This window comes from Pseudomonas graminis, assembly GCF_900111735.1.
Taxonomy (GTDB): Bacteria; Pseudomonadota; Gammaproteobacteria; order Pseudomonadales; family Pseudomonadaceae; genus Aquipseudomonas; species Aquipseudomonas graminis.
Genome location: NZ_FOHW01000010.1, coordinates 151,314 through 159,891 on the forward strand (window position 1 = coordinate 151,314; position 8,578 = coordinate 159,891).

Consider the following 8,578-nt stretch of genomic DNA (forward strand, 5'->3'; position numbering starts at 1 on the left):
CCAGGTGAACCAATTTTCATTGGCATCGCTATTGCACTCCTCCTCTGCAGCCAGGCCCTGCTTCATGCAGCCCCTGGCCTTCGGTTCACCCCCGTGACGAGAGACGCAGATGGACAGCATCGACACCGACGCAACCCACGACACTTCGTCAAAGATGGCCCTCGATGCGCTGCGCCAGATGGTCGCGCAGCAGGCGGCCTTTCCGCAGCGACCGTTGCCCACCGAGCGCGACCTGGCGGTGGATTTCGGCGTCAGTCGCCGGGCCATTCGCCGCGCGCTGGCAGTGCTCGAAGCCGAGGGACACATCTGGCGCCGTCAGGGCAAAGGCACTTTCGTCGGCCCTACCCCGCCGAGCGCGGCCATGAGCTTTGCCAAGCTGTCGAGCCGGACCAATTTCAGCGAGGTCATGGAAGCGCGCATCTATCTGGAACCGGCACTCGCGTCACTGGCCGCCCTGCGCGCCAGCGGTGAACAAATGGCGATCCTGCGCCGGCTCGCTGAACGCACCACCCATCAGCAACACGCCAGCGAACCCGACGCCGAAGGCATCGAGCTGTGGGACAGCGCGCTGCACCGCGGCATCGCCGAAGCGGCGGGCAACCGACTGATGCTGGACATCTTCGAAATGCTCGACGCCATCCGTCTTGATCCGGCGTGGCGCGACCTGCGTCAACGCGCCCGCAACACCGACCGCCTGAGCACTTACAGCCACGATCACCACGACATCGTCGGCGCCATCGAAAGTCGCGACCCGGCCAAAGCCGCCACCGCCATGCGCGGTCATCTGCGTGCGCTGCAACAGGCGCTCGATCACGTCATCCAGCAAGACCTCGAGGCCAGCGTATGAGTGCTTCACCCGCGAACACCCCATCGGTATTGAGCGTCAGCGACCTCACCGTGCGCTTCAAGGATGCGCCGGCCAATGTCGTCGACGGTGTGTCGTTCGCCATTCAGCCGGGCAAGACCCTGGCCATCGTCGGCGAGTCCGGCTGCGGCAAAAGCGTGACGTCCATGGCCTTGATGGGCCTGCTGCCCGACACCGCCACCGTCCAGGCCAGCGCCTCGAATCTGCTGGGCGAGCCGTTGTTGGGGATGTCCGACGAGCGACTGCTGGACGTACGCGGCAACCGCATGGCGATGATCTTTCAGGAGCCCATGACCTCGCTGAACCCGGTGTTCACCATTGGCGATCAGATTGCCGAAAGCGTGATTCGCCATCAGGGTCTGTCGGCCAGCGCCGCCCGCCAGCGTGCGCTGGAGATGCTTGAAAAGGTCCGCGTGCCCGATGCCCTTCAGCGCCTCGACGCCTACCCCCACGAGTTGTCTGGCGGCATGCGTCAGCGCGCGATGATCGCCATGGCGCTGGCCAACGACCCTGCGCTGATCATCGCCGACGAACCCACCACCGCCCTGGACGTGACCATTCAGGCGCAGATTCTTTCGCTGGTCGCCAGCCTCCAGGCCGAAACCGGCACGTCGATGATGCTCATCACCCACGACCTCGGCGTGGTCGCCGAAGTGGCCGACGAGGTCATCGTGATGTACGCCGGCCGCGTCGTCGAAAGCGGTTCGGTGAAGACATTGTTCGATGATCCGCAGCACCCCTACACCATCGGCCTGATGGGTTCGATGCCCTCGGTCGGTCCTCGCGAGGGCCGTTTGGCAACGATTAATGGACGCGTGCCGACGCCGGCTGAAATGCCCAGCGGTTGCCGCTTTGCCAGCCGTTGCCCGTTCGTCATCGCCGCCTGCCGGGAAGCCCGTCCGCCGTTGCTGGAAGTCTCCGCCGGGCATTTCGCCGCCTGCATTCGCGTGCCACTTGAACAGCATCTGGGAGTCAGCGCATGAGCCTGTCAGGCCAACACATCGTGAATGCCGGGATGGCTGAATCGGCGCTGGAAAAGCCGATTCTGGAAAGCATTGCGGTGAGCAAACACTTCCACAGCGAAGCCGGATTGTTCCAGCGCAAGAAGCCGCCCGTGCAGGCGGTCAATGAGGTGTCCCTGGCCGTGCGCCGGGGCGAAACCCTGGCGCTGGTGGGTGAATCCGGCTCGGGCAAATCGACCCTGGGCCGGGTGCTGCTGAACCTGCTCAAGCCGACGGCGGGCGATGTCATTTACGAAGGCCGCAACCTGGGCAATCTGCCCGCCGACAAGCTGCGTCAGGTACGCCGGGATCTGCAGATCATTTTCCAGGACCCTTTCGCCTCGCTGAACCCGCGCATGAGCGTGGAGTCGATCATCGGCGAACCTATCTGGCTGCACCGCGACGACAGCCGCAGCGCACGTCAGGACAAGGTCGCCGAGCTGTTGCGCACGGTGGGCCTGGCGCCGGAGCACGGCAGCCGCTTCCCCCACGAATTTTCCGGCGGTCAGCGTCAGCGCATCGGTATCGCCCGGGCGCTGGCTTCGGAACCACGGCTGATCCTCGGCGACGAGCCGGTGTCGGCGCTGGATGTTTCAGTGCAGGCCCAAGTGGTCAATCTGCTGGAAGACCTCAAGCACCAGTTCGGCCTGACCCTGCTGATCGTTGCCCACGGCCTCGCGGTGATCCGCCACATGAGCGACCGCGTGGCGGTGATGTACCTCGGCGAGATCGTCGAACTGGCGCCAGTCAACGCGCTGTTCGAAACGCCCTTTCATCCTTATACCCAAGCGCTGATGGCCGCCGTGCCGGTCAGCCACCCGGACCTGCGCCGCCCGCGCCCGCTGCTCGGAGGTGACATGCCGAGCCCGAGCAAGCCGCCGTCGGGTTGCCGCTTTCACACCCGTTGCCCCCACGCCAAGCCGCTGTGCCGCGAAGTGAAGCCGCTCTTCGAAACCGTCGAGCCGGGGCGTCAGGTGGCCTGCCATTACTGGCGCGAAATCGCCAACGCCGGCGCCGGTTCGCTGATCGTGCCCACCCCCAGCGCCGCCTACAGCCAACGCCTGAACCTGTTCAAAAGCCATCAAGCCCTTTCTCTGGAGAGTCAGCCATGAAGTTCGCCCACCTGATGACAACCACGTTGTTGCTGCTCGCTGCGAATGCGGCTGTCGCCGAAACCACCCTGCGCATCGGCATCCAGGATGACCCCGACATGCTCGACCCGCATCGCTCGCGTACCTATTCGGGGCGCCTGGTCTACACCGCACTGTGCGACAAACTGGTGGACGTCAACCCGGACCTGACCTACGCGCCGCAACTGGCCACCGCCTGGAACTGGAGCGAGGACGGCAAGACGCTGACCATGACCCTGCGCGACGGCGTGACCTTCCACGACGGCGAGGTGTTCGACGCCGCCGCCGTGAAGTTCAACCTCGACCGCGCCCGCACCCTGCCCGACTCCCTGCGCAAGAGCGAACTGGCGTCGGTGGAAAGCGTTGAGGTAATCGACGCGAAGACCGTGGCGATCAAGGTCAAGCAGCCCGACGCGACGCTGATCTCGCAACTGTCAGACCGCGCCGGAATGATGCTCGCACCCAAGGCTTCGGCCACCGACGTGGCCTCCAAGCCGGTCTGTTCCGGGCCGTACAAATTCGTTCAGCGGGTGCAGCAGGACCGCATCGTGCTGGAGCGTTTCGACAACTACTGGAACAAGCAGGCGTACCACTTCGACAAGGTGATTTTCCTGCCGATTCCGGACACCTCGGTGCGTCTGGCCAACCTGCGCTCCGGCGATCTGGACATCATCGAACGCGTTGCGCCGACGGACGTGAAGACCGCCAAGGCCGACAGCCACATCCAAGTGTTCAGCACGCCGGGCCTGGGCTACATGCAGCTGATGTACAACACCAACAACGGCGACAAGGCCAACAACCCGATGGGCAAGGACAAGCGCGTGCGCAAGGCCTTCGAGCTGGCCATCGACCGTGACGCGATCAATCAGGTGGTGTTCGAAGGCCTTTACGCACCGAGCGCCCAGCCGTTCCCGAAAAACAGTCCGTATTACGACAAGGACCTGCCGGTGCCAACCCGAGACGTCGAAGCCAGCAAAAAACTGCTCGCGGAAGCCGGGGTGAAGACGCCCCTCAGCGTCGAGCTGAAAGTCGCCAACAACCCCATCGCCCAGCAGGTCGGTCAGATCATTCAGGCCATGGCGGAAGAAGCCGGCTTCAAGGTCAATCTGATTGCCACCGAATACGCCACGCTGCTCAGCGAGCAACAGACCGGCAACTTCCAGATCGGCATGAGCGCTTGGTCGGGCCGCCCTGATCCGGATGGCGACATCCACCAGTTCGTGACCTGCAAGGGTGGCCAGAACGACGGGCATTTCTGTGACCCGAAACTCGACGAGCTGCTGAACAAGGCACGCACCGTGAACGATCAGGCCCAGCGTCAGGCCCTCTACTTCGAGGCCCTGCGCCTGCTCGCCGAAGACGTGCCGACCAGCTACCTGTATTTCGATCCGCGAATCATCGCCATGCGCAGCAACCTCACCGGTTTCGTGCCCAATCCCGATGGTTTGATTCGCCTGAACAACGTCGCTTTTAAATGACAGCGGCGCCCGTGGGCAACCGCTTCGGCCGCGAGGATTCGTCATGCTGACTTTCATCCTGCGACGCCTGCTCAGTGCCATTCCGACGCTGATCCTGGTTTCGCTGTTCGTCTTCACCCTGCAAAAGCTGCTGCCCGGTGATCCGGTCCAGGCCATGGCGGGTGAAGAGCGCGACCCGGCGGTAATGGAATACCTGCGGGAGAAATACCGGCTCAATGACCCGCTGCCGCTGCAATACGTGCACTGGGTCGGCAATGTCCTGCAGGGTGACTTCGGCACCTCGCTGCGCACCGAGCAACCAGTGACCGTGCTGCTGGCGTCGAAGCTGCCGGTGACCATCGAACTGGCGGTGCTGGCGCTGATCATCGCGCTGGTGATCGGCATTCCCACCGGCGTGATTTCGGCGGTGCGCAAGGGCACGTCGGTGGATTACGCAGCCAACGTGTTCGCCCTGTCGGGGATCTCGATTCCGCACTTCTGGCTGGGGATTCTGTTGATCATGATCTTCGCCGTGAAGCTGCAGTGGCTCCCGGCTTCGGGCTTCGTGCCGCTGGGTGAAGACGTCGGGCAGAACCTGAAAACCCTGATCCTGCCGGCCTTCGTGCTGGGCGCCGGGCTGTCGGGGGTGCTGATGCGTCACACCCGCAGCGCGATGCTCGAAGTGCTGCGCGCCGATTACGTGCGCACGGCACGGGCCAAGGGGCTGTTCCCGCGCACGGTGATCTTGAAGCACGCCCTGCGCAATGCGCTGATGCCCATCGTCACGCTGACCACGTTGCTGTTCGGCGAACTGCTCGGCGGTGCGGTGCTGACCGAGCAGGTTTTCAGCATTCCCGGCTTCGGCAAGATGATTGTCGATGCCGTGTTCAACCGCGATTACGCCGTGGTGCAGGGCGTGGTGCTGTGCGTCGCGATCGGCTTCCTGCTGCTGAATCTGCTGGCCGACGTGCTCTATCGCCTGATCAATCCGCGTCTGAGGACTGCCTGATGACTTCGATTGCGACCCATCCTTCAGCGCCGCTGAACGCGCCGTCCCAGGCGCCGTTGAGAGAACCCCTTCGGCCGCGCACCCGCTCGCCGTTCGTGAAGAAATTCCTCGCCAACAAGGGCGCGGTGGTCGGCGCGGTGGTGCTGATCATCTTCATTCTGGCCGCGCTGCTGGCGCCATGGATTGCGCCCCATGATCCGCTGAAAGCCAACTTCCTCGCCGTGCGCAAAGCGCCTTCGCTGATCTACTGGCTGGGCACCGACGAGCTGGGCCGCGATCTGTTTTCCCGCCTGCTCTGGGGCGCGCGCAGCTCGTTGCTGGCGGGCGGCGTTTCGGTGGCGATTGCCATGGTCATCGGCGTGCCGCTGGGCCTGCTAGCCGGTTACTTCGGCGGCAAGCTCGACGCAGTGATTTCGCGCATCATGGAAGCGCTGCTGTCGTGTCCGTTTCTGGTGCTGGCCATTGCCTTGGGCGCGTTCCTCGGCCCGAGCCTGAGCAACGCGATGATTGCCATCGGGCTGTCGGCGATGCCGATTTTCTCGCGCCTGACCCGCGGTCAGGTACTGGCGATCCGTCACGAAGATTACCTGGAAGGCGCCCGCGCCATTGGCCTGCCGGACCGCTGGATCATCCTGCGCTACGTGCTGCCGAACGTGCTCTCGCCGCTGGTGGTGCAAGCGACGCTGACCATCGCTTCGGCGATTCTGGCGGAAGCGAGCCTGTCGTTCCTCGGCCTGGGCCAGCAACCGCCCTCGCCGTCCTGGGGCTCGATGCTCAACACCGCGAAGAACTTCATGGAACAGGCGCCGTGGATGTCCATCGCCCCGGGCGTGGCGATCTACATCACCGTGCTGTGTTTCAACCTGCTGGGCGACGGGCTGCGTGATGCCCTCGATCCGAAAAGCTGACGGCGCTCGCGCTTACACGCCGAGTCCCCGCGTCTACAACCGATCAACTGCCAAGAAGAGAACGACTGCATGTTCGATGATCTGGATTACAGCCAACCTTACCCGTCCGCCCGCTCGCCGGTGATGGGCAACAACATGGTCGCCTGCTCGCAACCGCTGGCCGCTCAGGCCGGGCTGGACATGCTGCGTCAGGGCGGCAACGCCGTTGATGCCGCCATCGCTGCCGCCATGGTGCTGACCGTGGTCGAACCCACCGGCTGCGGCATTGGCAGCGACGCCTTTGCCATCGTCTGGGACGGCAAGACGCTGCAAGGCCTGAATGCCTCGGGCCGCTCGCCGAAAGCCTGGACGCCGGAGCACTTCGCCGGCCAGCAGGAAATGCCCCAGCGCGGCTGGGCCTCGGTGACCGTGCCGGGCGCGGTATCGGCCTGGGTCGCGTTGTCCGAGCGCTACGGCAAGCTGCCCTTCGCCACCCTCGCCGCGCCCGCTATTGGCTACGCCCGGGACGGTTATCAGGTGACGCCGATCATTGCCGAACTGTGGCGGCGCGGCGCCGGGCTGTTGAAGGATCAGCCGGGCTTTGCCGAGTGCTTCCTGCAAGGCGGCAAAGCGCCGAAGGCCGGCGAGAAGGTCATGCTCAAGGATCACGCGAAAACCCTGGAGCTGATTGCTGAAAGCAAGGGCGAGGCGTTTTATCGCGGGGAACTGGCTCAGGCGATGATCACGCACGCCAACGCCAATGGCAGCGTCATGAGCCTTGAGGATCTGGCGAACCATCGGGTGGACTGGATCGATACCTTGTCGGTGCCGTACGCCGGCGCCGTGGTCCACGAGCTGCCGCCGAATGGTCAGGGCATCGCCACGCTGGCTGGCTTGGGCATCCTCGAAGCGCTGGGCGTGGGCGAGCAGCCGGTAGACAGCGTCGAGACCGTGCACCCAGTGCTGGAAGCCATGAAGCTGGCGCTGGCCGACCTCAATCAGCACGTCACCGACAACGACCACATGCGCGTGGCCGCTGAACACATGCTCGACCCGGCGTACTTGCGCGACCGCGCGGCGCTGGTGGGCGAACGGGCGGAAGACCCTCTGCACGGCGCGCCCAAGGCCGGCGGCACGGTGTACCTGTCGGCGGCGGACGAGAGTGGGATGATGGTCTCGTTTATCCAGTCGAACTACATGGGGTTTGGTTCGGGCGTGGTCGTGCCGGGCACGGGCATCAGCCTGCAGAATCGCGGCGCGGGTTTTACCCTGGACCCTGATCACGTCAATACCGTTGCGCCGGGCAAGCGGCCGTTTCACACCATCATTCCGGGCTTTGTGATGAACGCCGACGGCACGCCGTTGATGTCGTTCGGCCTGATGGGCGGGCCGATGCAGGCTCAGGGGCATTTGCAGATGATGCTGCGCATTCTGCGCTACAAGCAGAACCCTCAGGCCGCCGCCGACGCCCCGCGCTGGCGCATCGAGTCCGGGCTGAAGGTCGCGGTGGAGCGCTCGTTTGATCCGCAGGTGATCGAAGCGCTGCGCGCCAAAGGCCACGACGTGGAAGTTGAAGACCCCAGCGGCGTGTTTGCCTTCGGCGGCGCGCAGATCATCCAACGCACGGCCCATGGCTATGTGGGCGGGACCGATCCGAGGAAAGACGGGTTAGTTGCAGCGTATTGAGTGAGCCGACACTTGAAACGGTAGGAGCGATCGGAGTGGCGCCCCACCTTGCCCGCGATCGCGGTGTGTCAGCCACGCATAGGTCGGCTGACACAACCGGTTCGCCAGCAAGCCGGCTCCTACGGAACCGGGGTGTGCCTTGCCTGCCAGGTCAGAGGCAGGTCCTGCCAAGACCTTACGGTGCTGGCGCTTACATTTGAGCCGGCTTGCTGGCGAATGCGCCCTGTCAGCTCACAGAAAAGTGACTGACACACCGCTTCGCGAGCAAGCTCACTCCTACAATTTTTGTACCCGCCTCCGAATCCGCGGCGAACCGGTTTTACGTACCCGCCTCCAAATCCGCGGCGAACGGTTTTATGTACCCAACTCCAAATCCGCGGCGAACCGGTTTTACGTACCCGCATCCAAATCCGCGTCGAACGCAAGTCCCCCTGTAGGAGCAATCGGAGGTTACGACGGTCGCGAAAGCGGCGGGTCTGTGACATGACTGTCGACTGACACGCCGCCTTCGCGGGCAAGCGCGCTCCTACAGTTGATTTGCGC

7 protein-coding genes are annotated in these 8,578 nt (G+C 64.2%); all 7 read left to right on the forward strand.

Translation table 11 applies throughout. The features are described 5' to 3' along the window. Nucleotides 1-109: 109 nt before the first annotated feature. Nucleotides 110-847 (forward strand): FadR/GntR family transcriptional regulator, encoded by a 738-nt coding sequence (locus BMY98_RS10350; RefSeq protein ID WP_074888288.1) that lies wholly within the window; start codon nucleotides 110-112, stop codon nucleotides 845-847. Beyond that, nucleotides 844-1,848 carry an ABC transporter ATP-binding protein gene (locus tag BMY98_RS10355; RefSeq protein ID WP_074888291.1) on the forward strand — a complete coding sequence of 335 codons (1,005 nt, stop codon included), beginning with the start codon at nucleotides 844-846 and terminating at the stop codon, nucleotides 1,846-1,848. The genes BMY98_RS10350 and BMY98_RS10355 overlap by 4 nt, the downstream gene beginning before the upstream one ends. Then, nucleotides 1,845-2,978, forward strand: coding sequence for an ABC transporter ATP-binding protein (locus BMY98_RS10360; RefSeq protein ID WP_074888294.1), 1,134 nt, complete (start codon nucleotides 1,845-1,847; stop codon nucleotides 2,976-2,978). The genes BMY98_RS10355 and BMY98_RS10360 overlap by 4 nt, the downstream gene beginning before the upstream one ends. Further along, on the forward strand, nucleotides 2,975-4,474 hold the full coding sequence (locus BMY98_RS10365; RefSeq protein ID WP_074888297.1) for an ABC transporter substrate-binding protein: 1,500 nt from the start codon (nucleotides 2,975-2,977) through the stop codon (nucleotides 4,472-4,474). Before BMY98_RS10360 ends, BMY98_RS10365 begins: the two co-directional genes overlap by 4 nt. 43 nt (nucleotides 4,475-4,517) lie before the next feature. Beyond that, nucleotides 4,518-5,462, forward strand: coding sequence for an ABC transporter permease (locus BMY98_RS10370; protein WP_037011865.1), 945 nt, complete (start codon nucleotides 4,518-4,520; stop codon nucleotides 5,460-5,462). After that, nucleotides 5,462-6,370 carry an ABC transporter permease gene (locus BMY98_RS10375; RefSeq protein ID WP_243842309.1) on the forward strand — a complete coding sequence of 303 codons (909 nt, stop codon included), beginning with the start codon at nucleotides 5,462-5,464 and terminating at the stop codon, nucleotides 6,368-6,370. Before BMY98_RS10370 ends, BMY98_RS10375 begins: the two co-directional genes overlap by 1 nt. A gap of 69 nt (nucleotides 6,371-6,439) precedes the next feature. After that, nucleotides 6,440-8,035: a gamma-glutamyltransferase family protein gene (locus BMY98_RS10380; RefSeq protein ID WP_074888300.1), complete on the forward strand. Its 1,596-nt coding sequence runs from the start codon at nucleotides 6,440-6,442 to the stop codon at nucleotides 8,033-8,035. Nucleotides 8,036-8,578: the final 543 nt, after the last annotated feature.